Here is a 26,356-nt window from a genome sequence, read left to right on the forward strand (position 1 = left end):
TGCGGTGTTGCTTTTGGGTTCCGGCCGTGTTCAGTGGCGGTGTTCGTGGTCCTGGTGCGAGGGATCGCCGGGGTGTTCGTGCCCGGCCGCGTAGACCACATCCGCCCGAGCCTGGTCGAACCAGTCGAAGAAGGCCCGCCGCCCCGCCGCCTGCCGCAACTCCCGCCCGATGCCCTCGCGGACCTGTTCGTACGGCAGGAAGTCGGCGGGGGTGGCACGGCCGAAGGGGTCGATCCCGCGCCGCAGCGCGTCCGGGGTGAGGAAGCGGTCCCGGTTGCGCCGGTAGTAGTCCGCCACGGCCGTCTCCGGCACGTCCTGCGCGGACTCCAGATCGGCGAGCAGCACACGGGCGGCCGGTGAGTGGGCGAGGGTGGCCGCGACGATGCTGCCCATGTCCTCCACGGTGAGCAACTGGGTCGCGCGGACCTCGTCCGGGACGGGGAGGTCGCGGTCCGCGCAGGCGCGGCGGGCCAGTTCGTCGCCCACGACCACCTGGGTGGCCCAGCGGCGCCGTTGTCGCTGCGCGGAGGCGGACAGGGCGGTGCCGCCCCGGCCGCTCAGATAGGCGTCCACGCGGTGTTTCCCGACCGGCTCGCCGTGTACCAGGGCCGCGTGGTCCGTCATGGGGTCACCTCCAGGGGGATCGCCTCGGTGTAGGCGACCCGGCCGTGGCAGGCGATCTTCGCCATCAGCCAGTAGGAGCCCGGGGGGATCGCGGCGCCGTCGACGTCGACGAAGACCTCCCGCCGCTCGCCCGGGGGCACGGTGAAGCCCTGGCAGGCCGGGGTGACGCCGGCCCAGGTGCCCCACGAGGAGACCGCCCACACGGTGCCGTCGACCGGACCGCGGGTGGGGTTGCGCAGGGTCACCGGGACACGGGCGCGCTCGTCCCGGGCGACGGTCAGCCGGTCGACTCCCAGACCGGTGACCAGGGTCGGGCCCGGTGGCGCACCCGGGACGTCGAGGGAGGCCACGTCCTCGTACGTCTGGCCCTCGTACGTCAGACGGGCGGTCAGCCAGTGGCGGCCGGGGGCGGCGTCGGGCGGGGGCGTCACCGTGACCTCGGTGAGCGTGAAGCCGCCCGGGGCCAGGCCGTAGGGCAGTTCGGCGGGTTCGGCGGACCAGCCGGGCGGGACGCCGACCGACACGGTGCCGTGGACGGGCGCGTCGGTCAGCTCCGAGGCGACGCGGACCGTCGCGGTGACCGGCCGGCCGCCGGGGGCGGTCAGCGAGCCGGGCGAGAGGTAGACGGTGACCGGCATGTTGCCGCGGGGCGCCGGACCGGAGTTGTGCAGCCAGTAGCGGGTGGCGACCGGCTGGGCCGGTTCGTGGGCGGCGATTCCGGGGTCGTAGGGGGTCCTGGGGGTCTCGGGCGGTGTGGCCAGGACGGTCGCCACCTCGAAGCCGGTCAGGCCCAGGCCCAGCGCCCCCTGCCCGTCCGGCGCGAGCGCCTCACCGGGTGTCTCCAGCACGTCCGCCCGGGCGCCGCGCACCCACGGCCCGGGGCCGTGCACCCGCGCCCGCACCGGACGCCCGTTCACCTCGTGCATCCGTACGACGACCCCGCGCCCCGGATCGACGGGCGCGACGCTTCCCCGGGCGAGCGGCGAACCGGCCGGCTTGAGGGCGTCGAGCAGCACCTCGCCCGCCGGTTCCAGGGCCAGCAGGACCGACTCGCGCGGCAGCGAGCCGCCGTCCGCCGTCCCCCGCACCCGGGCGGTCAGCGGATGGTTGAACTCATGCCCCAGGCGCGGCAGTTGCTGCCGGCGCCAGTCGCCCTCGCCCGCGACGACCGCGTACTCGAAGGTGTGGGACCAGCGTTGGAGCTGGAAGCCCGAGCCGTCGGGGGCCGTGCGGCGCGGCGGGTCGACCCAGACGCCGGACGGCCAGCCGGTGCAGGAGCGCATCAGCGACATGTGGAGATCGCCGGAGGAGGTGACCACACAGCCGGGCGTGCCCCGGTTGAGCACCGCGAAGCCGCGCCCGTCCCAGGCGTCGCCCGGCGGCAGTGCCTCGCCGCCGCCCGCCGCCGTCGCCGTGACGACCGCGTCGTCCAGGTCGGCGATCAGCGCGTCCACCGCCTTCGCGTCCCCGTTCGCGTCGGCGCCCGCGATCACCAGCAGCGGAAGCCGCTCCAGGTCCCGCAGATCGGCCCCGGGCACCCACTCCTCGCGCAGCCCGGCCCGCGGCGCGACCCACACGGCGGCCACTCCGCCCTCGGCCACCTGCCGCCGCAGTTCGCGCCCGGCCGCCGGATCCCAGGCCAGCGCCTCGGCCACCACCGAGTTGCGCTCCGGGGCGCCGACGGCGATCCGGATGTCCGGCAGGTTGGAGTCGACCTCGAGGTCGCCGTAGCGGGGGCCGCCGGCGATCGTCGAGGTCGCCGTGACCCCGGCGCGGACCAGCGCGGCGGCGAGCGGGGTGCCCGGCTCACCGGCCTCCTCCCAGGAGGGGTACACCAGCTCGGCGACCCCGATCGAGCGCCGGCCCGTCACCTTCCCCGTCTCGTCCCGCAGCTCCACCCGGGCCGTGGAGCCGAGCCCGAACCAGGTGTTGGCCGGGTTGTCCAGCGTCCACGGGAACCGCTCGCTGTCCACGTCCACGAACCCGAAGCCGCGCCCGATCACCGCGTCCGCGACCTCGTGCACCGGCAGCCCGCCCTGGACGTCGGAGGGCCAGCGGACGCGGATCAGCCGGTCGGCGCCGTCGTAGCCGTCGACGGTGGTGGTCACGTCGAGGCGCGGGACGCCGGTCCACAGCGTCAGACGTTGCGTGTACCGGAAGAGGCCCAGGTCGGCGCGGACGGTGATGCGCGAGCCGGCCGGGGAGTGCTCGACATCGATGTCCGCGCGCACGTCCCGGCTCCGGGCGGCCGTGGTGCCGGTCGGGGTGAGGTGCCAGGGGCCCTCGCCGAAGCGCGGGTGTCTCGGGTACTCCTCCTGGACGACCAGCTCGTTGCCGATGTCCCCGGCGCGCAGCAGCTCCCGGCCGCCCTCGGTGAGCGCGCGCAGACTGCTGACGCCGCCGCCGCGCGCGGGGTCGACCGTCACCTCGTAGAAGGCGTTGCGGATGGTCGTGCCCTCGCCGGGCGTCCACTCGGGGACGGAACCGTCGGTGAGGGGAAGGGCCTTGTAGCCCATGCCCGGCAAGTCCGGGACCACCACGTGGAGTTGGCCGTCCTCGCGGACCGCGGGCAGGCCGGCCGGCGCGAGGCCCGGGTCGTCGATCGTCAGCACGTCCCCGCGGGTCCAGGTCGAGGGGTTGAAGACGACCAGATCGGGCCCGTCGCCCGGCGTGACGTGGTCGGCGAGGGCCTGGGTCGCGTCGGCGTGGACCAGCCGGGCCAGGTCGTACAGCTCGCGCCAGCCGGTCATCAGGTCGATGTAGACCTGGTCCGACTCGGAGCCGGTGATGGCGTCGTGGTGGGCGCCGTAGATCAGTTGCCGCCAGGCCTTGTCGAGGGCCGCGTCCGGGTAGGGCCGGCCGGTGACGAGACAGGCGAGGGTCGCCCAGGCCTCCGCGTCGGCCAGCAGCGTCTCGCCGTACCGCTGGGCCTGCTTGGTGTCGATGTAGGAGACGTCCTTGCCGGTGTAGACCGGGTTCATGTCGCGCGTCTGGGGCGAGGCCTTGCGGCCCTCGGCGTCGAGTTCGGCGCGGACGGCGGCGAAGAAGTCGCGCGGGGTGCCGCTGACGAACCGGGGCCAGACGTAACGGGCGTTCCAGTCCCGGTGGATGTCCATCACCCAGCGGCAGGGGGGCGCGTAGTCACCGCCGACCGGGAGCAGGACGTTGCGGGTGAGGGCGACCGACCTCAGGCCCCGGAACAGCTTGAGGGCGGCCGCCTCCGCCGCCGGCAGGGAAGGGGCGTTGTCGATCGCCCAGCCGGCGCCGTAGTGGTTGACCATGTAGGCGGTCAGAAGTCCCCGCCCGGACGGGGCGATCCAGCTGAACTCCGCCGGGAACTGCATCCGCCCGGGATCGCGCGGCTCCTCGCCGAACACCGAGAGGGCGGGCCCCCACTGGTGGAACGGGCCGCGCGCCCAGGAGCTGGAGCCGATCCCCGCGTCCGCCATCAGCCCGGGGAACTGCGGATCGTGCCCGAACGCGTCCAACTGCCAGGCGGTCTGAGGCGATCCGCCCATGATCCCGCGCTGGAAGCCGTCGCCGTACAGCGCGTTGCGCACGGTCGCCTCGGCGCCGGTGAGGTTGGTGTTCGGCTCGTTGTAGGTGCCGCCCATGATCTCCACGCGGCCGGTGCGCATCAGCTCGCGCAGGAAGGCGCGCTCCTCCGGGAAGGCGTCCCAGTACGGCTTGAGATAGTCGACCTCCGCGAGCACGAAGGTGTACGCCGGGTCGCGCCGGGCCAGGTCGCAGTGGGCGCGCACCAGGCTCATCCCGGACTGGCCGCGCGAGTCGAAGGTGCGGGCCGGCAGGCCGGTGACGGCGGGCTCGTCGGCGACGTCCCAGGTCTCGGTGTAGGCACCCTGGGTGTTCCACCACACCGGGTCGTAGTGGAAGTGGCTGACCATGAACATGGTCCAGCCGGTCTCGGCGGCCGTGAACGCGAAGGAGTGCCGGGCCACTTGGCCGCCGTCGACGGCGGTGAGCGTGACCTCGCACCGGTCGCCGGGCGTCAGACCCTCGACGTTCACGGGTATCTCCGCGCGTACGGCCCCGTCGTCGCCCGTCTCGGCGACCGCGTCACCGGTGACGCCCGGGCCCTCGACGGTCAGCAGCACCGTCCGTCCGGGGGAGTGCTCGATCTCGACGGCCACCACCTGCTGCGGATGCTCGGCGGTGCCGACGAACAGCTCGGTCGACTCGGCAGCGGTGACGCGCATGGGTCTCCTACCAGGATGCTCGGCGGAGCCCCATCCTGGCATCGGAGGGATGATTCAAACAACCATCCGCACGTTTTCTCGGTGGTTCATCCATACAGATCCGCCCACCCCCGGCCGACGCGGCACGGATCCGGTCATCTCGCCCGGCGCGACTTCACCGCGTGCTGCGGGGTGATGTGGTCGGTCAGGGCGAGCGAGGCGCTGGCGCGCTGGTAGGAGAGCTGGCCGACCCGGACGTAGAGACAGTCGACGATCATCAGGACGGAGTGGCGGCCGCCGATGCTGCCGGTGCGGAAGCTGGTCTCGGAGGTGGCCGGGATCAGCCGGATGTCGGCGGCCCGGGCCAGCGGCGAGCGCGGATCGGTGGTGATCGCGATCGTGGTGGCGCCCCGTTCCTTGGCCATCTCCAGCGGCTCGAGCGTCTCGCGCGTCGCCCCGGAGTGGGAGATCCCTATGGCCACGTCCGCCGGGGTGAGCAGGGCCGCCGAGGTGGCCGCCCCGTGCACCTCCGTCCAGCCGCGGACCTGGCAGCCGATGCGGAACAGCCGCGTCTCCGTCTCCTGCGCCACCGCTCCGCTGCCGCCGACGCCGTACACGTCGATACGGCGTGCCTTGGCCAGGGCCTGGGCCGCGCGCTCCAGCGCGTCGAGGTCGATGCGGTCGATGGTCTGCTGGATCGCGCGCAGGTCCGCGCTGCCGACGACCTGGACCACCCGCTCCAGGCTGTCCTCGGGCGAGATGTCGGTGTCGATCTCGGTCGAGCCCCAGGCGGAGACCTCGCCGCGGCCGCGCTCCTGGGCCAGTTCGATCAGCAGATGCTGGTAGGAGTCGAGGCCGATGGCCCGGCAGAACCGGGTCACCGTCGCCTGGGAGGTGCCGGTGCGGCGGCCGAGCTCCGCGGCCGAGCAGTGGGTGACGGCCGCCGGATCCTCCAGGATCAGCTCGCCGACCTTCCGCAGGGAGCCGGCCAGGCGGGGCAGCTCGGTCCGGATCAGTGTGGTGACGTCCGTGGAGGGCATGCACAGAAGGTATCAGCCACCCTCAGGGGCATGGATTGAATACCAGGACCATAAAGGTGAGCGGTGTTCGTCCATTGCTCGCCGCATGAGCCATGTGATTTATTGATTCATCTGTGACGGTGTACGGGGTGGTTCAAGCCACCAGTGGGGAGTGTCGCGTGTCCGACGAGTCCGTGAACGCCGAGGGCTTCGCGCGGGAGAGCCTGACCGTCCTGCGGGACCTCACCGAGTCCGCGCGCGAGGAGGTGGCACGCGCCGCCGAACTGATCGCCGGCTGTGTGCGCTCCGACGGGGTGATCCAGGCCTTCGGCACCGGCCACTCCCAGGCGATCGTCCTCGAACTCGCGGGCCGCGCGGGCGGGTTGGTGCCGACCAACCGGCTGAGCATCGCCGACCTGGTGCTGTACGGCGGTGACGCTCCGGGCGTCCTCGACGATCCGCTGCTGGAGCGGCGGGAGGGTGTCGCCGAGCGCATCTACCGGCTCGCCGAGCCCCGCCCCCAGGACCTGTTCGTGATCATCTCCAACTCGGGCGTCAACAACGTGATCGTGGAGACGGCCCTGCTGGCCAAGGAGCGGGGCCACCGGCTGCTGGCCGTCACCTCCCTCACCCATACCCGGGCGGTGCCCGCGGGGCATCCCAGCGGCAGGAAGCTCGCCGACCTGGCCGACGTCGTCCTCGACAACCGGGCTCCCCGGGGGGACGCGCTGCTGGAGCTTCCGGGCGGGGGCGCGGTGTGCGCGCTGTCCACACTGACCGGCGTGATGCTGGTCCAGATGGCGGTGGCGGAGGCGTCGAAGCTGCTCCTCGACGCGGGGGAGCGGCCGCCGGTCTACGTCTCCGCCAACGTGCCCGGCGGCTTCGAGGGCAACCTGGAACTGGAGAAGCGGTACGCCGGACGGATCCGGCGCACCGCGAGTTGACTCCGTCGGCGGCGCGGACACGAAGCTGCGGGCCGGTGGGGGCCGGTCGCGCAGTTCCCCGCGCCCCCAGGGGGCGAGGGTCACCGCCAGTGGACAGGGACCGGTCGCGATCATTCAGTGGGGCGCCGGTCCGCTGCTGCGGCGGACCACGAGTTCCACCGGGACCAGCGGCTCGACCGGCACCGGTTCGGCGCGGCCCTCGACACGGTTCAGCAGGAGACGGAGCGAGCGGGTGCCGATCTCGGTGAAGTCGGTGCGGACGGTCGTCAGCGGCGGCAGCAGATGCGCGGCCTCCGGGATGTCGTCGTAGCCGACGACGCTGACCTCCTCCGGTACGGCGCGGCCGGCCTCGTGGAAGGCGTGCAGCGCACCGAGCGCCATCTGGTCGTTGGAGGCGAACACCGCCGTGACGTCGGCGCGGCGGGCCAGGACGCGGCCGACCTCGTGGCCCGAGTCGGCGCTCCAGTCGCCGAAGCGGGGCTCCGGCACCTCGGCGCCGACCGCCGTCAGGGTCTCCCGCCAGCTCGCGAGGCGCCGGTCGGCGGAGCTCCAGCCGGCGGGGCCGGCGATGTGGTGGACCGTGCGGTGCCCCAGGCCCAGCAGGTGCTCGGTGGCCAGGCGGGCGCCGGTGCGGGAGTCGGCGGTGACGACCGAGGGGCCGCCCTCGACGTCGTTCTCCAGCACCACCAGCGGGGTGTCGAGCCGGGCGTCGGTCAGCGCCTGGCCCACCCAGCGCTGCGGGGCGATGGCGATCACGCCGTCGGCGCCCTCGGCCGACAGCCGGTCCACCGCCCGGACGACCGTGTCCCGGTCCGCCGTGTCCAGCGCGATCGAGCTGACCAGATAACCGGCGTCCTGGGCCGCGGTGTTGATGGCGGTCAGCACGGAGGCGGGGCCGTACCGGGCGGCGTCGAAGGAGATCACCCCGAGCATCCGTGTCCGCCCACTGGCCAGCGAGCGCGCGCTACGGCTGGGCCGGTACCCGAGCGCTCCCATGGCGGCCGTGACCGCTTCCCGTGTCTCGGGCCGTACGGACGGATGGTCGTTCAGCACCCGGGACACGGTCTGCTTGGACACCCCGGCCAGCCGCGCCACGTCGTCCATCACGGGCCGGGCCCCGGCGAAGTTCCGCCGCCGCCGCCCTTTCGGGGAGGAGCCGTCGGCGGGGGTGGCGGTCATGGGGGCTGTCCTCGACTGGGGTTTCATGGGCGGCGGGCGGGGCCCAGCATAGGCGGGCTCGCGGGTGCCACCCCTGACCGCGCCCCGAGCCCGGGTCCGAGTTCTCCTACCGAATCGCACTCCTCCGCACGACAACCCACTCCGCCCCCTCGACCACCGCCCTCCCCAACCCGGCCCGGGCCTCCTCCGGCACGTACACCGCCGCGTCGTCCGCCAGCGGCAGCACGCACAGCCGCAGCGGCCCGGCGGGCAGCCGCCCGACGCCGATGTCCCAGACCCGTCCCGAGAAGAACTGGTCCGCGACCAGCGCGTCCCCCAGGTACGCCCGCGCCACGTCCCCGCTCCACCGGACCCGCAGAATCGCACCGTCCGGCAGCCCCTCGGGCACCTCGACCCGGTGCTCCGCCGCGACGGTCTCGAAGTACTTGTCCGCCGGCACGCTCGCCCGTCCCTGTACTCCCGTCACAGGAGCCGGTGCCGCACCCGCGGGCCGCACCAGGTCGACCGACACCTCCGGAACCTCCCCAAGGCGGTCCGCCTCGACCGCGTACCGGGTGAACACCCCGTCCGCTCCCTGCCGTACGGCCCCCGCGAGGTCCCGCTCCGGTGCCGGGAGTACGGCGACGGACGGCCGCTCCGCGCGGCTGTGCACCCGTACCTCGTCGTGGTCGAACACCACTCCGTCCGCGCACAGCACCAGCCGCTCCGCGCCCCACGCGACACCCCGGTAGAGCGTGCGCGCGCCCGCCGCGTCGAGGACCAGCAGACCGACCCGGCCGCCGTCGGCCGTGTCCACCTCCACCAGCGCGTCGGTGCCGGGCCGGATCCCGGTGACCAGGACCCGGCCGTCGGCGCGTACGACGTCTCCGGAGGGCGCCCGCACCGAGGTCAACGTGCCCGCGTCCAGGGCGAGTTCGGGAGCGATGCCGTCCGTCGCCGCCAGCACCAGGACCGTACGGCCGTCGACGTCCACCGTGCACACCGGCTGCGCGGTCGCCCACTCCAGCCGGAGCCCGGCGACGTCGAGCCGCAGGGGCCAGCAGAAGTACGCGCCGGACGGGACCGTGACCGGGGTGCTGGGGAAGGTCAACGCCCCGCCAGCGTCCGGGAATGCGACCTCGAACGACGTCCCCGGATGCTCGGGCAGCGGCTCGTGCGGCTGGTGGTTGTTGACGAACAGGAAGCCCGAGGCGCCGTCCGAGCGCACCGCCCAGCGCAGGGTGTCCCGGTCTCCCTGGCCCTGCGGCCGCCGCTCGGGCAGCACGGACTCCATGGGGGCGAGGAGATGCCCGTACTGGGCCAACAGCAAGTGCTGGAGCCGGAGTTCGTGGTACGAGGGCCGGTACTGGCCGTGCTCGCCGAGCGGCGCCTGGAAGTCGTACGTCAGGACCGGCAGGTCGTTCGGGTAGCCGGTGGCGTGGGACTCCTGGAGGGTGGTGTGCTCGCCGGCCGGGTTGGTGCCGCCGTGGAACATGTAGAAGCCCTGCCACACCGAGCCGCAGCCGATCTTCGTGAGGCCGAGGGCCCCGATGTCGGCCGCGTCGACGCGGGGCCGCCGGTGGTAGGAGACCGCCATCCCGCCGCCCAGTTCGCAGGTGGCCCAGGGGAAGCGGTCCGCGAAGGCGTCCGGTTCGCCGCCCCGGACGGTCGTCGGGCGCAGATCGGCGCCGATGCCCTCGTCGTCGCGCTGGTGGGTGAAGAAGAAGTGCTTGCGGCAGGTGTCGGGCCAGCCGCCGTCCGCCTCGGTCCAGAAGGCCTCGGTGTAGCCGCCGTAGAGGGGCAGCAGTTCGTCGGGCGGGAGCCGGACCCCGCCCCAGGCGGTCGACGTCCACAGGGGTGCGGCGAGCCCCGCCTCCTGGGCCATCCGTTTCAGGGTGAGCAGGTGGCCGGGCTGGTCGTAGAGCTCGTTCTCGATCTGGACGGCGACGATCGGGCCGCCGTGGGCGCGGTCGAGGCCGCGCAGCTGCCCGGCGATCGCCGTGAACCAGGCGCGTACGGGTTCCAGGTAGGCGGGGTCGTCGGTGCGGGGTGTGCAGCCGCGGGCCATCAGCCAGTCGGGGAGGCCGCCGTTGCGTACCTCCGCGTGGGACCAGGGGCCGATGCGGGGGATGAAGTCCAGGCCGTGGCGGGCGCACAGCTCGGCGAACCGGCGCAGGTCGCGGTCGCCGTCGAAGCGGACACGGCCCTCGGTCTCCTCGTGGTGGATCCAGATGACGTAGCTCGCGACCGCCGTCACCCCGGCCGCCTTCATCTTCAGCAGCTCCTCCTCCCATCCGGCGGCCGGGAAGCGGGAGTAGTGGAACTCGCCGGAGACCGGGAACCAGGGACGGCCGCCCCTGGTGAGCCAGCGGCCGGTCACCTCGATCGGGTCGGCGGCTCCCGGCGCGTCGGCGAAGGGGAGGTGGCCGGTCGGCGGAGGTGCGGAGGGAGCGGGGACGCGGAGGCGGTGCGGTCGGTGCGGTGCGGGCATCGAGGGCTTCTCCCAGGCGGCCGAAGGGTGTCGTGTTACCGGTAACATAAGTCCCCGCCGGGACCTTGGGAAGTGGGCCGCTGCCCCCCAAGTGTTCGAGGTTGTGGCCTGTGTCACAGTGGGTCTAGGGTGATACCGCCTGGAGGAAGTGATCGCGGTGTCCGTCGCCTGGGACGACATCGGCGGGCTCGTCGATGCCCACGAACGTTTTCTGGCCGGGGCACGCGTGGAGGCGGAGGTCCGGGACGATGTGCTGGAGTCCTGGAAGCGGTGCCGCTCCGCGGGGCTCCAGCCGCACCAGCTGCTGGTCCCGTACGCGCCGGACCTGACCCTGGACGAGCGGTTCCTGCGGGCGGCCGACCCGGTGCTGCAGCGGCTGACCGACTCCCTCGCCGAGGCCGGCATGACCATCGCGCTGTGCGACACGCACGGGCGCATGGTCCAGCGGCTCGGCGGGGACGCGCGGCTGCGCGACCGGCTGGACGCGGTGAACTTCGCGCCCGGGTTCGACGCCTCCGAGCCGGTCGTCGGCACCAACGGCGTGGGCACCGCGCTCGCCGAACGCGGGCCCGTCTACGTCGTCGGCCGTGAGCACTTCGCCGACTGTCTGCAGCCCTTCGCCTGCGCGGGGGCGCCGGTGCGGGACCCGCTCAGCGGGCACATCGAGGCCGTGCTCGACCTGACCTGTCTGCGCGACGACGGCGACCCCACCATGGTGCGGCTGGTCCGCGAGGCCGCGCGGAACATCGAGGCGCGGCTGCTGGAACAGTCCACGGAGCGGGAACGCGCGCTGATCGCCGCCTACCGGCGCGCCGACCTCGCCACCGGCGGACGGCCCGAAGGACGCGGCGGGGACGACCTCGGCCGGATCGACCTCGCCCTGCTGCGTGAGCGCGCCGAGGAACTCATCGCCTCCCCCAACCGCACCCTGGACGAGGTGGCCCTGTCGGGCGGACGCGTGGCCACGCTGCTGCGCCGCCAGATCATGGGCGCCGCGGGGGAGTCCGGGGTGGCGGTCGAGGCACGGATCCTGGGCGGGCCCCGGCTCGGCGGACCGGCACTCACGCTGCCGGACGGATCCACCGCGACGGCTCCCGCGCAGGCCGTACGGGCGACGCCCCCGGTCCCCGCCGCGCACCCCGTCGCCGTACGAGCCGTCGTACCCCTGGTGAACCGGGCGGCCCCCGCTCCCCCAGAGACCGTCGGCGACATCATCGACGACGGGGAGAGCCGGCTGCTGCTGGTCGGGGAGCCCGGGGTCGGGCGGCTGGCCGTGCTGGCCCGCCGGCGGCTGGAGTGGCTGCACGACGCCGGGGTGCGGGTCGGGACCACGCTCGACGTGACGCGGACCGCGGAGGAACTGGCCGAGGTGACCGTGCCCCGGTTCGCCGACTTCGCCGCCGTCGACCTGCCCGACGCGGTGCTGCGCGGCGAGGAGCCCGGCCCGCTGGGCCCGGACACCCCGCTGCGCCGGATCGCCCTGGGCGCCGTGCACGAGGAGTCGCATCTGTACGGGGTCGGGGACACCGTCGAGTACGTGCCGTCGACACCGCAGGCCCGCAGCCTGGAGAGCCGGCGCTCGGTGCTGGAACCCGTGCTGGCCGACGCGGGCGGCTGGATCGCACAGGACCCCTCCCGGCTGGAGCGCACCCTCGCCGCGGGCATCCACTCCCTGATCACGGTGCCGCTGCGGGCGCGCGGCACGACCCTCGGCGTGGTCAGCTTCTACCGGTCCGAGAAGCCCGCCCCCTTCGAGGACGACGACCTCTCCCTCGCCCAGGAGCTGGTCGGCCGCGCGGCGATCTGCATCGACAACGCCCGCCGCTACACCCGCGAGCACAACACCGCACTCGCCCTGCAGCGCAGCCTGCTGCCCAAGGGGCGGCCCGAGCAGAGCGCCGTCGAGGCCGCCTACCGTTATCTGCCCGCGCAGGCGGCGGTCGGCGGCGACTGGTTCGACGTGATCCCGCTGTCCGGCGCGCGGGTCGCGCTGGTCGTCGGGGACGTCGTCGGGCACGGTCTGCACGCCGCCGCCACGATGGGCCGGCTGCGCACCGCCGTCCACAACTTCTGCTCCCTGGACCTGCCCCCGGACGACCTCCTCACCCACCTCGACGACCTGGTCGGACGGCTCGACCGGGGCGAGGGCTGGGCGGTGGACAGCACCCAGGCCGACTCCGGCATCGTCGGCGCGACCTGCCTCTACGCCGTCTACGACCCGGTGTCCCGGCGCTGCACTCTCACCCGCGCCGGGCATCCGCTGCCCGCGGTCGTACGGCCCGACGGCACCGTCGACTTCGTGGACCTGCCCTCCGGTCCGCCGCTCGGCCTCGGCGGCATGCCCTTCGAGACCGTCGAGCTGGAGCTGGCCGAGGGCAGCCAACTGGTGCTCTACACCGACGGGTTGATCGAGGACCGGCTGCGTGACATCGACTCCGGACTGGACCGGCTGCGCAGCGTCCTCGCCGTGGCCGACCGGGCGCCGGAGGACACCTGCGAGGCGGTCCTGGACGCGCTGCTGCCGGCCCGGCCCGGCGACGACGTGGCCCTGCTCGTCGCCCGCACCCATGTCCTCGGCCCCGAACGGGTCGCGGAGTGGGAGCTGCCCAGCGAGCCGGCGGTCGTCTCCCGCGCCCGCACGGCCGTCACCGAACAGCTCGCCGCCTGGGACCTGGACGACCTCGCCTTCACCACCGAACTGGTCGTCAGCGAACTCGTCACCAACGCCATCCGCCACGCCACCGGCCCCCTCCAGCTCCGCCTGCTGCGCGACCGCGCCCTGATCTGCGAGGTCTCCGACGGCAGCAGCACCTCACCCCGGCTGCGCCGGGCCCGCACCGAGGACGAGGGCGGCCGCGGACTCTTCCTGGTCGCCCAGCTCACCGAGCGCTGGGGGACGCGGTACACCGCCGACGGCAAGGTGATCTGGACGGAGCAGCCGCTGCCCGCGTCTCACCACCACGTCAGCAGCAGGTGATTGACGAGCAGCGCCAGGACCGCCTGCGCGGTCAGCCAGGCCCGTCGACGCGGCAGGAGCGCGCACGCCGGGAGCAGCCACACCGCGAACGGCAGCCAGATCCGTTCCGTCTCCGCCTTGCTCATGCCGGAGACGTCGGCGACGAGCAGCGCGAGGAGAGCGGCGGCCGTCACAACGCCCAGCCGCAGGGCGGGAGTCGGGGAGCGCTCGACCAGCGCCGTCCCCGCGCGCCGCAGACCGGCCACCGTCGCCGGGCCGACGACGAACACCGTGCAGGCGAGGTTCGCCCACACCCAGTAGGCGTACGGCCGTACGCCGCCCGATCCTTGGTAGTAGCGGGTGACCAACAGGCGGTACGCCTCCCACCAGTTGAAGCCCAGGGCGGTGAACACGGCCGGGACGACCGCCAGTCCGGCCAGGAGGAAGGGGAGCGGACGGGCGCGGCGGGAGCCCAGGAGGAGGACGGCCGCGGCGACGAGGGCGAGGAGCGTCAGGCCGTAGGAGAGGTAGGCGGTCAGGCCGAGGAGGAGGCCGGCGGCGAAGCCCGTCGTCCGTGGGCGGCGCCCCGGCACCGCGAGCGCCAGCAGCGCGAGCCCCCAGGCGGAGACCCCCGTGAAGTAACCGTCCGCCGAGGTCCCGACCCACACCGCGCCCGGCATCAGCACCAGGAACGGCGCGGCACGGCGGGCCAGGTGCTCGTCGGCCAGCGCCCGTACGGCGACCAGGACCGCGGCCGCCGCGGTCGTACCGACGGTGATGACGAAGGCGCCCGCCCAGCCGCCCCCGCGCAGCCCGATCCGGTCCAGCAGGACGAAGGTGACGGTCGCGCCCGCCGGATGCCCCGCGACATGGGCGGGCCAGTTGTCCGGAGTGCCGATCAGGATGTGCCGGGTGAAGTCCCGCAGGGTGTCGGGGATGTCGTGGAAGCGGCCGATGACCTGGAGGTACTCGTTCCTCGTGGTGAGCCGCCGGGCGACGCCCCGGTCCCAGCCGTCGACGAGTGCGAGCGACCACGTCCAGGCCATGGACCCGCCCCAGGCGGTCAGCAGCAGCGGGCGCCAGGGCAGCCGGACGGCGAGCGCGGGGCCGTACGCCACCACGACGGCCGCCACCAGGATCGCGGCCGGGGTGCCGGGGCCGAGGTGCGGGCCCCAGACCGCCAGCAGCGGGGGCCAGCCTGCGCGCAGTGAGCCGTCACGGTGCTGGACGGCGGTGCCGACGACAGCGGCCACGACGACGAGCGCGGCGGCGGCCGACGCGGCGCGGAGATCTCGCTTCAGGTCGCGGTTCACGGTCGAAACGCTAGGCCGGGGAGCCGTGTCCGGACCTTTGACGTGCGCGGACGTCAGAATTTCGTCATGGTTCGCACGGCCGCTCCGGGGCCCGTACGGACCTACGGTCGGGGCATGGCACGGTCACCCTTCTCACCCGCCTTCTGGCGCAGCCCCGTGCGCGGCCCCTGGCTCACCTCGGTGCTGGGCCTCGTCCTGCTCGGCGGCATCACGCTGCTGTTCGTGACGGGACTGCTGTCGTACGCCGCCTACAACCCGGACCTGTCGCCGGTGAACGACAAGACACCCGGCAAGGGCCTCCTCGGCTTCTACCTCTTCGCCTGGCCGACCGACCCGCACTGGCTGTACCGCCTCACCCAGGGCGTCCACGTCACGCTCGGCATCACCCTGATCCCCGTGCTCCTGGCCAAGCTGTGGTCGGTCGTGCCGAAGCTCTTCGCGCTGCCGCCGGCCCGTTCCGTGGCCCACGCCCTGGAGCGGATCTCGCTGCTCCTGCTCGTCGGGGGCGGCCTGTTCGAGTTCGTCACCGGCGTGCTCAACGTCCAGCTCGACTACCTCTTCCCCGGCTCCTTCTACCCCCTGCACTTCTACGGCGCCTGGATCTTCTTCGCCGCGTTCGCCGCGCACGCCGTGCTCAAGACACCGGCCGCCTTGCGCAACCTGCGGCAACTACGGGAGGAGGAGCGGGATGAGTTGACGTCTCCGGCGCCCGACGCGCCGACCGTCTCCCGCAGGGGTGCGCTGGGGCTGGTCGGGGGCGGCTCGCTGCTGCTCTTCGCCACGACCGTCGGGCAGGACTTCGACGGACTGCGCTGGACGGCGCTCTTCGCTCCCCACGGCCGCCGCGACCCCGGCACCGGACCGGGCGGCTTCCAGATCAACAAGACCGCCGCGTACGCCGGCATCCACCCGGCCGAGACCGGCGAGGAGGCATGGCGGCTGGTGGTGACGGGACGCACCGGCACCGTGCGCCTGAGCCGTGCCGAACTCCTCCAACTCCCCCTGCACAGTGCCGCGTTGCCCATCGCCTGTGTGGAGGGCTGGTCCACCTCCGACCAGTGGTGGCGGGGCGTACGACTGCGGGACCTCGCGGCGCTCGTCGGGTACGACGCCGATCCGCCCGACGTGTTCGTTCAGTCGTTGCAACGGCACGGCTCCTTCCGGCGGGCCGCCCTGCGGGCCAACCAGGTCGCCGACCCGCGTTCCCTGCTCGCCCTGTCCGTGAACGGCGCGGACCTGACCCCCGACCACGGCCACCCCGCCCGGATCATCGTGCCCGCGGCACCCGGTGTGCTCAACACCAAGTGGGTGGCCCGACTGACCTTCGGAGACCTGTGATGCGCCCACGGACCGTCATCGGCAGCCCCCTGCGCATCCTGCTGCTCACCTGCACGTTCGCGCTCGCCGCCTACGCGGGGCTGCGCCTGTTCGACGGGGACTGGTTCGGGATCGCGCTGTGGATCGTGGGCGCGGCCCTCCTGCACGACCTGGTGCTGCTGCCGCTGTACGCGGCGGCGGACCGGGCGCTGATCTCGGTGGCGGGCCGGGAACGGGTCATGTACGTCCGGGTGCCGGCCGCGCTCTCCCTGCTGCTCCTGCTCGTGTGGTTCCCGCTGATCGGCGGACAGGTGGCGGCGCGCTACACCGCCGCCACCGGCCTGTCCGCCGACGGCTACCTCGCCCGCTGGCTGCTGGTGACCGCCGCGCTCTTCGGCGGCTCGGCGCTGCTGTTCGTGCTGCGCCGGACGCGTCGGCCGCGCTGGGCGCGGGGGACGCGGGGGCTGCGCAGGGCGACGAAGGAGCGGCCGCCGGTCGTCCACTGAGCGCCGGGCCGCCAGCGGTGTGCGTGCCGCAGCAGGGCCGCCGTGCCGAGCCGGGCCCAGGGGAAGGGGGTGCCGGCGGCTCCCCGGGCGTCGGTGACGTGCACGAGGACGCGTTCGTCGACGTCCGGGTCCGTGACCGTCTCGACGATCAACAGGCCGCCGGGGATGAGGAGTTGGGTCATCCTGTCGAGCAGGGCTCGCGGGTCGCCGCCGATGCCGATGTTGCCGTCGATCAGCAGGGCCGTGCCCCAGCGGCCCTCGGCGGGGAGCTCGTCGAAGACGCTGCGGTGCAGGGCCCGGCCGCCGAGGGTTCTGGTGCGGCGGACGGCCTCGGCGCTCACGTCGATGCCGAGGGCGGGGTGGCCGCGGGTGGTCAGGGCCGCGACGAGGCGGCCGGGGCCGCAGCCGACGTCCAGGACCGTGCCCTCGCAGCGGCGCAGTACGTCCAGGTCGGCGGCGTCGGCTTCGGCGCACCAGCGTTCCACGTCCAGGGGGAGGAGCCAGCCGTCGGGGCGGCGGAGGAAGAGGGGGCCCTGGCCGGTGTGGAGGGCGTGGGTGTAGGGGTCGGTGGACCAGGGGTGGGTGTCGAGGGTTGTGGGTGCCGTTGTCGTCATTTGGCTGCGGGTTCGTTGTGGTTGATCGCCCCCCGCGGCGGAGCCGCAAACCGGTGCAGCCCCGCGACCCTTCGGGGCGCGTTCAGTTCCGCCAATTTGGTTGCGAACCGGCTGTTCGGGGCCTGCTTGGCGACCAACGTCGCGTCGTGCGCCGTGTCCACGTCCCGGAGGGGCGGTAGGTCCCGGACGCGCAGGCCCGTCAGTCGTGCCCTCTGGATCGCGCCCGTCTGAGGCGTCGACATGGGGACGCCCCGCAGGAGCCCGGGATCCGGGGTCGCCAGGCCCAAGGCCCAGAAGCCGCCGTCCTCCGCCGGGCCGAAGTACGCGTCGCAGGTGGTCCAGTCGACGGCCAGGAGCTGTGGGGTCACCTGGGGGGTGTCCATGCCGATGAGGAGGGTCGGGCCCGTGCAGTGGGCGAAGGCGGCGGCCAGGCGTTCGTCGAGGGTGCCCGCGCACTGCCGTACGACCTCGAAGCCGGGCGGCAGCCAGGGGCCGGGGTCGCCCTCCAGGGCCAGGACGCGGCGGTGGGCCGGGGTGCGGGCGACCGTGTGCAGGGTGTCCGTGAGGGCCGCCTCGGCCAGCGCGGCGGCCTGGTGCGGGGTGAACGGCGGTGTCAGGCGGGTCTTGACCCGGCCGGGGCGGGGTTCCTTGGCGATGACGAGGAGGGTGGTCACGCGCCGGCCTCCTTCTCGGCCAGGACGCGGCTCATGTCCCGCACCGCCTGCCAGGTGCCGCGCCAGGTGCCCGTGACCTTCGAGGCGCCGGTGCGGGGGCGGTACGGGACGTCGTACTCGGCGATCCGCCAGCCCGCGTCGGCGGCGCGGACGACCATCTGGAGCGGGTAGCCGCTGCGCCGGTCGGAGAGGCCGAGGGCGAGCAGCGGCTCGCGGCGGGCGGCGCGCAGCGGGCCGAGGTCGCGCAGGCTCAGGCCGGTGCGGCGGCGCAGGAGGCGGGCGAGGGCGAGGTTGCCGGCGCGGGCGTGCGGCGGCCAGGCGCCCCGTGACTGCGGGCGGCGGCGGCCGAGCACCAGGTCCGCCTCGCCGGTCAGGATGCGGTGGGTGAAGGGCACCAGGTCGGCCGGGTCGAGGGAGGCGTCGCAGTCGCAGAAGCAGACGAGGTCGGCGGTGGCCGCCAGCAGGCCCGCGTGGCAGGCGGCGCCGAAACCGCGCCGCCGCTCGGACACGACGGTCGCGCCGAGGGACCGGGCGAGGTCGGCCGAGCCGTCGGTCGATCCGTTGTCCACGACGAGCGCGCGCCAGCCGGGCGGGATGCGGCGCAGCACCCACGGCAGGGCCTCGGCCTCGTCGAGACAGGGAAGGACGACGTCCACGGACGCCGCGACCGGTTCTCTTTCGTTGGAAGGGGTCGTCACCCGTCTCACCCTACGGACGCAAAACGGGTGAAACGGGCGGCGGCTCCTTACGAAACGCGGACGTCGGAAGCCGGGGAGCCCGCTCGCGCGCGGGGGGTGCGAGGCTGGCTCCATGGAGCAGCAGCAGGGTGCACGGGCCGGGGCCAGGGTGCTCGTCGTGGACGACGACCCCACCGTGGCCGAGGTCGTCACCGGGTATCTCGACCGGGCCGGATACGTCGTCGACCGGGCCGGCGACGGCCCCGACGCGCTCGCCCGGGCCGCCGCGCACTGGCCGGACCTGGTGGTCCTCGACCTGATGCTGCCCGGAATGGACGGCCTCGAGGTGTGCCGGCGGATGCGCGGGTACGGGCCCGTGCCGGTCATCATGCTCACCGCGCGCGGCGACGAGGACGACCGCATCCTCGGCCTGGAGGTCGGCGCCGACGACTACGTCACCAAGCCCTTCAGCCCCAGGGAACTGGTGCTGCGCGTGGAGTCCGTGCTGCGCCGCAGCAGGCCCGCCCAGCCGGCCGGCCCGCTGCGCGCGGGCGGGCTCTCGGTGGACCCCGGGGCCCGTCGTGCGCTCAAGGGAGGCACCGAACTCGCCCTCACCATCCGCGAGTTCGACCTGCTCGCGTTCCTCCTGCGCCATCCCGGCCGGGTCTTCAGCCGGGAGGACCTGATGCGCGAGGTGTGGGGCTGGGACTTCGGCGACCTGTCGACCGTCACCGTCCATGTGCGGCGGCTGCGCGGCAAGGTCGAGGACGATCCGGCCCGGCCCCGGCTGATCCAGACCGTGTGGGGCGTCGGCTACCGCTTCGACGCCTCGGACCAGGGGGCCTGACCGTGCGCGCCGACCTGCTCATCGCCCTCTTCGCCTTCCTCGGCGCCGCCGTGGCCGGTCTGCTCGGCGCCGGTGTGCTGCTGCTGATCCGGCGCCGCTCGCTCGCGCTGCACCTCGGCGTCGTCGCGGCCGTCGGCGTCACCGCCATGTTCGCGGGCACCCTCGCGGTCGCGCAGGCCATGTTCCTGTCCGGGCACGACCTGAAGGTGGTCACGACCGTCGTCGCGATGGCCGCCGTGGTCTCCCTGGCCACCGCCGTCCTGCTCGGCCGCTGGGTCGCGGCCCGCAGCCGCGCCCTCACCCTCGCCGCCCGCTCCTTCGGCGACGGCGGCGACTTCCACTCTCCCGCCGGCCCCGCCACCGCCGAACTGGCCGAGCTCAGCCGCGAGTTGGAGATCACCAGCGCCAAGCTCGCCGAGTCCCGGGAACGCGAGCGGGCGCTGGAGTCCTCCCGGCGTGAACTCGTCGCCTGGATCTCCCACGACCTGCGCACCCCGCTCGCCGGTCTGCGCGCGATGTCCGAGGCCCTGGAGGACGGTGTCGCCGCCGATCCCGACCGCTACCTCAAGCAGATCCGCACCGAGGTCGAGCGTCTCAACGACATGGTCGGCGACCTCTTCGAACTCTCCCGCATCCACGCGGGCGCGCTGGCGCTGAGCCCGAGCCGTATCTCCCTGTACGACCTCGTCGGCGACGCGCTCGCGGGCGCCGACCCGCTGGCGCGCGAGCACGGCGTACGGCTCGTCGGGGACGGGGTCGAGCCGGTGCCGGTGGAGGTGGACGGCAAGGAGATGAGCCGGGTGCTGGGCAACCTGCTGGTCAACGCCATCCGCCGGACCCCGGCCGACGGCACGGTCGCGGTGGCCGCCGAGCGCTCGCCCGAGGGGGTCGTGCTGTCCGTCACCGACGGCTGCGGTGGCATCCCCGAGGAGGACCTGCCGCGCGTCTTCGACACCGGCTGGCGCGGCACGGACGCCCGGACTCCTCCCGCCGGCGCGGGACTCGGCCTCGCCATCGTCCGGGGCATCGTGGAGGCGCACCGGGGCACGGCGACCGTGCGCAACGTCCCGGGCGGCTGCCGCTTCGAGGTGGTGCTGCCCGCCGCCGCTTCCTGAAAGGCGGACAGCACCACCGGTCCGGTAGGGGCCGGGCCGGCCCTATGCCTCCCGCATCCCGGCCCGCGCGAACTCCCGCATCCCCTCCGCGAAGCCCACCTCCGGCTTCCAGCCCAGTTCGGCGCGGATGCGCGTCGAGTCCGCGGTGATGTGCCGTACGTCGCCGAGGCGGTACCCGCCCGCGACGACCGGCTCGGGACCGCCGTACGCGGCCGCCAGTTCCCGTGCCATCTCGCCGACGGTGTGCGGCTCGCCGCTGCCGGTGTTGTACGCCCTCAGCGCGCCCGGGGGTGAATCCGCTCGCAGGGCGGCCACGTTGGCCGCCGCGACGTCCCGCACGTGGACGAAGTCGCGGCGCTGGCGCCCGTCCTCGAAGACGCGCGGGGACTCGCCGCGGGCCAGGGCCGAGCGGAAGAAGGAGGCGACCCCGGCGTACGGGGTGTCGCGGGGCATGCCCGGCCCGTACACGTTGTGGTAGCGCAGGGACACGGCCGAGCCGCCCGTGGCGCGGGCCCAGGCGGCCGCGAGGTGTTCCTGGGCGAGCTTGGTCGTGGCGTACACGTTGCGCGGGTCGACCGGGGCGTCCTCGTCGACCAGTCCGGGGGCGAGATCCGCGCCGCACTGCGGACACGGGGGCTCGTAGCGGCCCGCGTCCAGGTCGGCGACGGCGCGCGGGCCGGGGCGTACGACGCCGTGGCGCTCGCAGGTGTAGCGCCCCTCGCCGTAGACCACCATGGACCCGGCCAGCACCAGCCGCCGTACGCCCGCCTCGGCCATCGCGGTGAGCAGGACGGCCGTACCGAGGTCGTTGCGGGAGACGTACTCCGCCGCGTCCGCGAAGCCCGTGCCGAGTCCGACCATCGCGGCCTGGTGGCACACGGCGTCCACACCGGCCAGCGCCCGGCCGACGGCACAGGGGTCGCGCACGTCCGACGGAGGGGCGGAGCGGACGTCGTAGACGACGGGCTCGTGCCCGTGGGTGCGCAGAGCGCTCACGACATGGGACCCGATGAATCCGGCACCGCCGGTGACCAGTACGCGCATGCGGCCACGCTAGGGCCGTGCGCGGCCGGAACAGGCGGGCCGCGCACGTGATGTCACCGGTCCGTAAGACCTCCCGGCGGCAGCCGCACCGTGAAGACGGTCGAGCCGGGCTCGCCGCTCAGCTCGATCGTGCCGCCGTGGGCGCGCACCAGGGCGCTCGCCACCGACAGGCCCAGCCCGCTGCCGCCCCGGTCGCGGCTGCGGGCCTTGTCGACGCGGTAGAACCGGTCGAAGATCCGTTCCCGGTCGGCGGCCGGGATGCCGGGGCCGGCGTCCTCGACCCGGACGACCGCCGTCTCCCCTTCCAGCGCGACCGCCACCGACACCTCGGTGCCGGCCGGTGTGTGCACGGCCGCGTTGGTGAGCAGGTTGTCCAGGACCTGCCGGATGCGGTGCGGGTCCAGGCGCAGCCGCAGCGCGGGCGGACCCGGCCGCACCGTCAGCGGGCGCTGCGGGTGACTCGCCCGGAAGGCGGCGGACGCCTCCCCGACCAGCTCCACCAGGTCCGCCTCCCGCACCCGCAGCGGCGCGTCCACCTCCGCCGCGTCCAGCCGGGCGAGCAGCAGCAGGTCGTCGAGGAGCACCCCCATCCGGGCGGCCTCGGCACGCAGCCGGGCCAGGTGCTTCTCGCGCTCCTCGGGGGCGTTGGCGGCGGCGTACTGGAAGAGGTCCGCGTAGCCCCGTACGGACATCAGGGGCGTGCGCAGCTCGTGCGAGGCGTCGGCCACGAACCGGCGCAGCCGCTGCTCCGCCTCCGCGCGCACCGCGAGAGAGCCGTCGATGTGCTCCAGCATGGTGTTGAAGGCCGTGCGCAGCTCCTCCACCTCGGGCCCGCCGCCCCGCTCGTCGGCGCGCAGCGGCAGCCGGGCCGCGGACTCGGTCAGGTCGTGCGAGGCGATGCCGTGCGCGGTGTGCGCCATGTCGCTGAGCGGGTTCAGACCGCGTCTGAGCATCCTGCGGCCGAACACCACCAGCGCCGCCAGCGCCAGCCCGAAGGCGACCACCTGCACGGTGATCAGCCGCCGTACGGTGGCGTCGATGTCGTCCGTCGGCGCCCCGCTGACCAGCACCACACCGGGCTCGACCTCGCAGGCCCGCAGCCGGTACTCGCCCTCGCCCGCGATCCGCGCGGTGCGCAGCACCTCGGTCCGCCCGCCCGCCTGGGCCCGGGCCAGGGAGGTGAGGGGGGCGAGGTCCGCGGGCAGGTCGCCGGCCTCCTCCGGCTTGCGCAGCACGGCGGCGCCGCCGGACACGTCGTACACCGCGTAGTACCAGCGGTAGTACTTCTTGCCCTGCAGGGTGCCGTTCTCCGCGATGCTCTTGGACTGCGCGACCTGGGCCAGGCCCAGCTGGTCGTCGAGCTGGGCGGAGAGATAGTCCCGCATGTAGGTCGTCAGGGCCGTGCCGACGACCGCGAACACCACCAGCGCCAGCGCGCCCAACCCCAGCGCCAGCCGGGTCCCGAGCCGCATCCCGCGGTACGCCCGGCGCAGCCGCCGTATCACTCGGCCGCCTGCCGGACGACGTAGCCGAAGCCCCGCACGGTGTGGATCAGCGGTGCGCCGGTGTCGTCCAGCTTGCGGCGCAGCCGGCTGACGACCAGCTCGACGACGTTCGAGCGGCCCCCGAAGCCGTACTCCCACACATGGTCGAGGATCTGCGCCTTGGTCATCACAGTCGGCGACTTGCGCATCAGGAAGCGCAGCACCTCGTACTCGGTCGGGGTGAGCGTGAGCAGTCGCTCGCCCCGGCGGACCTCGCGGGTGTCCTCGTCCATCGTCAGGTCCGCGACCCGCAGCACCGAGCGCTGGAAGGCGGGGCCGGCGCTGCGCCGCAGCACCGTGCGCAGCCGCGCCATCAGCTCCTCCACCGCGAACGGCTTGACCAGGTAGTCGTCGCCGCCCCGGGTCAGCCCCGCCACCCGGTCGGCCACCCCGTCCCGCGCGGTCAGGAACACCACCGGCACCATCGTGCCCGAGCGCCGCAGCCGGTCGAGCACACCGAAGCCGTCCACGTCCGGCAGCATCAGGTCCAGCACCACGATGTCCGGGCGGAACTGACCGGCCAGGGCGATCGCCTCCTCACCGGTGTTCGCGGTGACCGCGTCCCAGCCCTCGTAGCGGGCGACGGTCGCGACGAGATCGGCGATGGGCGGGTCGTCGTCCACGACCAGGAGGCGTACTTTGTCCACCCGCTCATACTGCGGCACACGGCCGGGCGGACCGTGTGGTCCAGAACACAGCGAGCACATCGATAAGTACTTGAAAGTTGTCCGACAGCTCCTCGACAGCTCCCACCGGCCAAGCTCGGTCACCCAGGATCCGATCAAGGAGCTGCCGTCACCGTGACGACCGTCCAATCACCCCCTGCGCCCCCCACGGCGACACGCCCCAGGGTGGTGGCCCGCACGGGCCTGTTCGCCGTGCTCGCCGCGAACGCGGCCGTGGTCGCCTACTTCTTCGCCCAGGCGGGCTTCGCCTCCAACGCGCTCATCGTCCTCGGCCGCCTCGCCGGCCTGTACGGCGCCCTGGTCATGGCCTTCCAGCTGGTGCTGGTGGCCCGGCTGCCCTGGCTCGACCGGCGCATCGGCATGGACCGGCTGACCTCCTGGCACCGCTGGACGGGCTTCGCCCTGCTGTGGACCCTCCTCGCCCACGCCGTCTTCATCAGCTTCGGGTACGCCGACGGGGCGGGCGTCGGTCCCGTCACCGAACTCGTGGACCTCGCCGAGACCACCGAGGGAGTGCTGCGCGCGATCGTCGCCCTCGGCCTGATCCTCGTGGTCGGCGCCGTCTCGGCCCGCTACGCCCGCCGCCGGCTCGCCTACGAGACCTGGCACTTCATCCACCTCTACACCTACGTCGCCGTGGTGCTCGCCTTCACCCACCAGGTCGCCGTCGGTACGACGTTCACCGCGTCGTCCGCCGCGAAGGCGTACTGGTACGGGCTGTGGGCCGTGGCCCTCGGCGCCCTGGTCCTGGGGCGGCTCGTGCTGCCGCTGTGGCGCAACACCCGCCACCAGTTCCGGGTCTCCGCGGTCGTCCCCGAGTCCGACAACGTCGTCTCGGTCCACGTCACCGGCAAGGACCTGGACAAGCTGCCCGCCCAGGCCGGCCAGTTCTTCCTGTGGCGGTTCCTGACCGCCGACCGCTGGTGGCAGGCCAACCCCTTCTCCCTCTCCGCCGCCCCCGACGGCCGCACCCTGCGCCTGACCGTCAAGGCGGCCGGCGCGGGCAGCGCCGCCCTGCGCCATGTGAAGGTCGGCACACGCGTCTTCGCCGAGGGCCCCTACGGCGCCTTCACCACGCTGCACCGCACCAGGACCGAGTCCCTGCTGATCGCGGGCGGTGTCGGCGTGACCCCGATCCGGGCGCTCCTGGAGGACATCGAGGGCCACGCGGTCGTCGTCTACCGCGTGGCCGGCGAACGGGACGCCGTGCTCTACGACGAACTGCGCGACCTCGCCGTCGCCAAGGGCGCCGAGCTGCACCTGGTCACCGGCCCGCCCGTCCCCGACAAGCTGGCCCCCCGCGAACTGGCCCGGCTCGTGCCCGACATCGTCGAGCGGGACGTCTTCCTGTGCGGGCCGCCGCCGATGATGAAGGCGGTGCTGGGCAGCCTGGACGAGCTGGGCGTGCCCAAGCGGCAGATCCACTTCGAACGCTTCAGCCTGGCGGGATGAGGAAGAGAACGTGAAGCGAGCCATACCCGTCGTCGTCCTCAGCATCGCGGGCCTGGTCCCGGTCTGGCGCTACGAGCCATCGGCCGGGGGTACGACGTCCACCACCGCCGAGCCCGCGGTGACACCGTCCTCCTCGGCCTCCTCCTCCGGTTCGGGATCGTCCTCGGCCTCCGGGAAGGTCGTGAAGGGCACGACCGTGAACACGGACAAGGGGCCCGTGCAGGTGCAGGTCACCTTCGCGGGCGACCGGATCACCGCCGTGTCGATGCTCCAGCAGCCCAACCACCCCCAGACCACGGCCGCCGTGCCGAAGCTGATCGCGGAGACGCTCCAGGCGCAGAGCGCGGACATCGACTCGGTGTCCGGGGCGACCATCACCAGCGAGGGGTACAAGCAGTCGCTCCAGGCCGCGATCGACGCCAAGGGCGCCTGACGTGCGCCGCGTCGAACACGTCATGGGGTTCCCGGTCTCGCTGCGGGTGGACGACGAGGGCGTGTCGGAGGAGGCAGCGGACGCGGTGTTCGCCTGGCTGCGCGAGGTCGACTCCCGCTTCAGCCCCTTCAGGGCCGACAGCGAGGTGTCCCGCCACGGCCGGGGCGAGCTGCGGCGGGACCAACTCAGCGCGGACCTGGCCGAGGTGCTCGACCTGTGCGAGCACTACCGCGTCGCCACGGGCGGCGCGTTCGACGCGTGGCCGCCGGGGCGGGGGTTCGACCCCTGCGCGGTGGTCAAGGGCTGGTCGGTGCAGCGGGCCGCGGACCTGCTGAGGGCGGCCGGGGCCGGTCGGTTCGTGCTGAACGCCGGCGGTGACGTCGTCGCCTCCGGCGGGCCCTGGCGGGTGGGCGTACGACACCCCGAACAGGCCGACAAGCTGTGCACGGTCGCGGAGCTGACCGACGGCGCGGTGGCCACCTCCGCCCGCTACGAGCGCGGCGACCACATCGTCGACGGCCGCACGGGACGCCCGGCGACCGGACTGCTCAGCATGACGGTGGTGGCCGCCTCGCTGACCGAGGCCGACTCCGTGGCCACGGCCGCCTTCGCGCTGGGCGCCGAGGGCGTCGCATGGGCCGCCGCGCGGCCCGGCTGCGAGGTGTTCGCCGTGGACGCGGCGGGAGGGGTGCTGCGGACGGAGGGGTTCCCGGTGGCCTCGCGGTCCCGGGCCGCATGATCCACCG

20 protein-coding genes and 1 pseudogene are annotated in these 26,356 nt (G+C 73.9%); 9 read left to right on the forward strand and 12 right to left on the reverse strand.

The genetic code is table 11. The annotated features are described in order from the left end of the window. Nucleotides 1-30: 30 nt before the first annotated feature. The 3 genes from MKW14_RS10800 to MKW14_RS10810 form a co-directional block, all read right to left on the reverse strand. Nucleotides 31-624 (reverse strand): peptidyl-prolyl cis-trans isomerase, encoded by a 594-nt coding sequence (locus tag MKW14_RS10800; protein ID WP_240861584.1) that lies wholly within the window; start codon nt 622-624, stop codon nt 31-33. Beyond that, entirely contained in the window at nt 621-4,841 is a 4,221-nt protein-coding gene (locus tag MKW14_RS10805) for a glycoside hydrolase family 38 N-terminal domain-containing protein (RefSeq protein ID WP_240861588.1), read from the reverse strand. The genes MKW14_RS10800 and MKW14_RS10805 overlap by 4 nt, the downstream gene beginning before the upstream one ends. Before the next feature lie 134 nt (nt 4,842-4,975). After that, complete coding sequence (locus tag MKW14_RS10810; protein ID WP_240861590.1) at nt 4,976-5,860, reverse strand: MurR/RpiR family transcriptional regulator; 885 nt, start codon at nt 5,858-5,860, stop codon at nt 4,976-4,978. A gap of 158 nt (nt 5,861-6,018) precedes the next feature. Here MKW14_RS10810 and MKW14_RS10815 point away from each other — a divergent pair, with 158 nt between their 5' ends. Then, the gene (locus tag MKW14_RS10815; RefSeq protein ID WP_240861591.1) at nt 6,019-6,783 is read left to right on the forward strand and encodes a sugar isomerase domain-containing protein; all 765 of its coding nucleotides are present in this window, start codon (nt 6,019-6,021) and stop codon (nt 6,781-6,783) included. Nucleotides 6,784-6,897: 114 nt separating this feature from the next. Here MKW14_RS10815 and MKW14_RS10820 read toward each other — a convergent pair whose 3' ends face one another. Together MKW14_RS10820 and MKW14_RS10825 are read right to left on the reverse strand one after the other, a co-directional pair. Next, complete coding sequence (locus MKW14_RS10820) at nt 6,898-7,962, reverse strand: LacI family DNA-binding transcriptional regulator (RefSeq protein WP_240861595.1); 1,065 nt, start codon at nt 7,960-7,962, stop codon at nt 6,898-6,900. Between the two features lie 106 nt (nt 7,963-8,068). After that, nucleotides 8,069-10,432: a beta-galactosidase gene (locus tag MKW14_RS10825; RefSeq protein ID WP_240861598.1), complete on the reverse strand. Its 2,364-nt coding sequence runs from the start codon at nt 10,430-10,432 to the stop codon at nt 8,069-8,071. Nucleotides 10,433-10,589: 157 nt separating this feature from the next. Here MKW14_RS10825 and MKW14_RS10830 point away from each other — a divergent pair, with 157 nt between their 5' ends. Beyond that, entirely contained in the window at nt 10,590-13,409 is a 2,820-nt protein-coding gene (locus MKW14_RS10830; protein ID WP_240861602.1) for a SpoIIE family protein phosphatase, read from the forward strand. Here MKW14_RS10830 and MKW14_RS10835 read toward each other — a convergent pair. After that, nucleotides 13,385-14,701: a hypothetical protein gene (locus MKW14_RS10835; RefSeq protein WP_240861606.1), complete on the reverse strand. Its 1,317-nt coding sequence runs from the start codon at nt 14,699-14,701 to the stop codon at nt 13,385-13,387. The genes MKW14_RS10830 and MKW14_RS10835 overlap by 25 nt on opposite strands. A gap of 114 nt (nt 14,702-14,815) precedes the next feature. Here MKW14_RS10835 and MKW14_RS10840 point away from each other — a divergent pair, with 114 nt between their 5' ends. Both MKW14_RS10840 and MKW14_RS10845 read left to right on the forward strand, forming a co-directional pair. Then, complete coding sequence (locus tag MKW14_RS10840; RefSeq protein WP_240861609.1) at nt 14,816-16,039, forward strand: molybdopterin-dependent oxidoreductase; 1,224 nt, start codon at nt 14,816-14,818, stop codon at nt 16,037-16,039. After that, entirely contained in the window at nt 16,039-16,524 is a 486-nt protein-coding gene (locus MKW14_RS10845; RefSeq protein ID WP_374116553.1) for a hypothetical protein, read from the forward strand. The genes MKW14_RS10840 and MKW14_RS10845 overlap by 1 nt, the downstream gene beginning before the upstream one ends. 122 nt (nt 16,525-16,646) lie before the next feature. Here MKW14_RS10845 and MKW14_RS41530 read toward each other — a convergent pair. From MKW14_RS41530 to MKW14_RS10860, 3 genes and pseudogenes are all read right to left on the reverse strand, one after another. Next, nucleotides 16,647-17,138: pseudogene (locus tag MKW14_RS41530) on the reverse strand (class I SAM-dependent methyltransferase); the annotation flags it as partial. Next, the gene (locus MKW14_RS10855; protein ID WP_240861614.1) at nt 17,135-17,812 is read right to left on the reverse strand and encodes a TIGR04282 family arsenosugar biosynthesis glycosyltransferase; all 678 of its coding nucleotides are present in this window, start codon (nt 17,810-17,812) and stop codon (nt 17,135-17,137) included. The gene MKW14_RS10855 and the pseudogene MKW14_RS41530, both read right to left, overlap by 4 nt. Then, complete coding sequence (locus tag MKW14_RS10860) at nt 17,809-18,519, reverse strand: glycosyltransferase family 2 protein (RefSeq protein WP_240861616.1); 711 nt, start codon at nt 18,517-18,519, stop codon at nt 17,809-17,811. The genes MKW14_RS10855 and MKW14_RS10860 overlap by 4 nt, the downstream gene beginning before the upstream one ends. Before the next feature lie 103 nt (nt 18,520-18,622). On the opposite strand from MKW14_RS10860, the gene MKW14_RS10865 reads away from it, so the two are divergent. Further along, the gene (locus MKW14_RS10865) at nt 18,623-19,336 is read left to right on the forward strand and encodes a response regulator transcription factor (RefSeq protein ID WP_240861618.1); all 714 of its coding nucleotides are present in this window, start codon (nt 18,623-18,625) and stop codon (nt 19,334-19,336) included. Nucleotides 19,337-19,338: 2 nt separating this feature from the next. Continuing rightward, nucleotides 19,339-20,451 carry a sensor histidine kinase gene (locus tag MKW14_RS10870; protein ID WP_240861620.1) on the forward strand — a complete coding sequence of 371 codons (1,113 nt, stop codon included), beginning with the start codon at nt 19,339-19,341 and terminating at the stop codon, nt 20,449-20,451. Nucleotides 20,452-20,493: 42 nt separating this feature from the next. On the opposite strand, the gene MKW14_RS10875 is transcribed toward MKW14_RS10870, so the two are convergent. The 3 genes from MKW14_RS10875 to MKW14_RS10885 are packed head-to-tail and all read right to left on the reverse strand — an operon-like array spanning nt 20,494 to nt 23,686. Further along, the gene (locus MKW14_RS10875; RefSeq protein ID WP_240861621.1) at nt 20,494-21,495 is read right to left on the reverse strand and encodes an NAD-dependent epimerase/dehydratase family protein; all 1,002 of its coding nucleotides are present in this window, start codon (nt 21,493-21,495) and stop codon (nt 20,494-20,496) included. 53 nt (nt 21,496-21,548) lie between these two features. Continuing rightward, nucleotides 21,549-23,000 carry a sensor histidine kinase gene (locus tag MKW14_RS10880; protein ID WP_240861623.1) on the reverse strand — a complete coding sequence of 484 codons (1,452 nt, stop codon included), beginning with the start codon at nt 22,998-23,000 and terminating at the stop codon, nt 21,549-21,551. Beyond that, entirely contained in the window at nt 22,997-23,686 is a 690-nt protein-coding gene (locus tag MKW14_RS10885; protein ID WP_308314591.1) for a response regulator transcription factor, read from the reverse strand. The genes MKW14_RS10880 and MKW14_RS10885 overlap by 4 nt, the downstream gene beginning before the upstream one ends. Nucleotides 23,687-23,839: 153 nt before the next feature. On the opposite strand from MKW14_RS10885, the gene MKW14_RS10890 reads away from it, so the two are divergent. Genes MKW14_RS10890 through MKW14_RS10900 form a run of 3 tightly spaced genes read left to right on the forward strand, consistent with a single transcriptional unit; the run spans nt 23,840 to nt 26,349 of the window. After that, a complete protein-coding gene (locus tag MKW14_RS10890) occupies nt 23,840-25,177 on the forward strand; it encodes a ferredoxin reductase family protein (protein ID WP_240861627.1) in 1,338 nt (445 codons plus the stop codon). Between the two features lie 10 nt (nt 25,178-25,187). Then, nucleotides 25,188-25,610, forward strand: coding sequence for an FMN-binding protein (locus tag MKW14_RS10895; RefSeq protein ID WP_240861630.1), 423 nt, complete (start codon nt 25,188-25,190; stop codon nt 25,608-25,610). 22 nt (nt 25,611-25,632) lie between these two features. Then, entirely contained in the window at nt 25,633-26,349 is a 717-nt protein-coding gene (locus MKW14_RS10900; protein ID WP_240861826.1) for an FAD:protein FMN transferase, read from the forward strand. Nucleotides 26,350-26,356 lie beyond the last annotated feature (7 nt).

Origin of the sequence: Streptomyces gilvus, assembly GCF_022513565.1 — a bacterium.
Taxonomy (GTDB): domain Bacteria; phylum Actinomycetota; class Actinomycetes; order Streptomycetales; family Streptomycetaceae; genus Streptomyces; species Streptomyces gilvus.